Here is a 330-nt window from a genome sequence, read left to right as displayed (position 1 = left end):
TGCGTGGAGGGCGCCGTCTTCGAGCTCGGCCAGGAGGTGCTCGCCTCCGGGGTGCCGACCCTGCAGCGGTACGGCGTCTCCGACGACGACGCGTTCGCGGTCGGGCTCACCTGCGGCGGCATCCTCGACGTGTACGTCGAACGCGTGGACCAGCAGTCATTCCCGGACCTGGACGCGCTTGCCGACGACATCGACACCGGCCGACCCGTCGCGCTGGTCGCCGTCATCGAACACCCGGACCCGTCGTACGTCGGTCGCCGGGCGGTCCTGCGCGACGCCGGACTGGTGGGCTCCCTCGGCAGTCGCCGGATCGACGATGCGGTCCGTGAC

Annotated in this window: 1 protein-coding gene; it reads left to right on the top strand. The window is 71.8% G+C overall.

Going from position 1 to position 330, the window contains the following annotated elements; translation table 11 throughout:
• The coding region (locus ACOADB_RS22520) for an XdhC family protein (protein WP_378603885.1) at positions 1-330 on the top strand (330 nt) is incomplete at both ends.

The sequence above is a fragment of the Nocardioides sp. CPCC 206348 genome (assembly GCF_048654705.1).
In the GTDB taxonomy this organism is placed as follows: domain Bacteria; phylum Actinomycetota; class Actinomycetes; order Propionibacteriales; family Nocardioidaceae; genus Nocardioides.
This window is presented reverse-complemented; position numbering and strand designations above follow the sequence as displayed.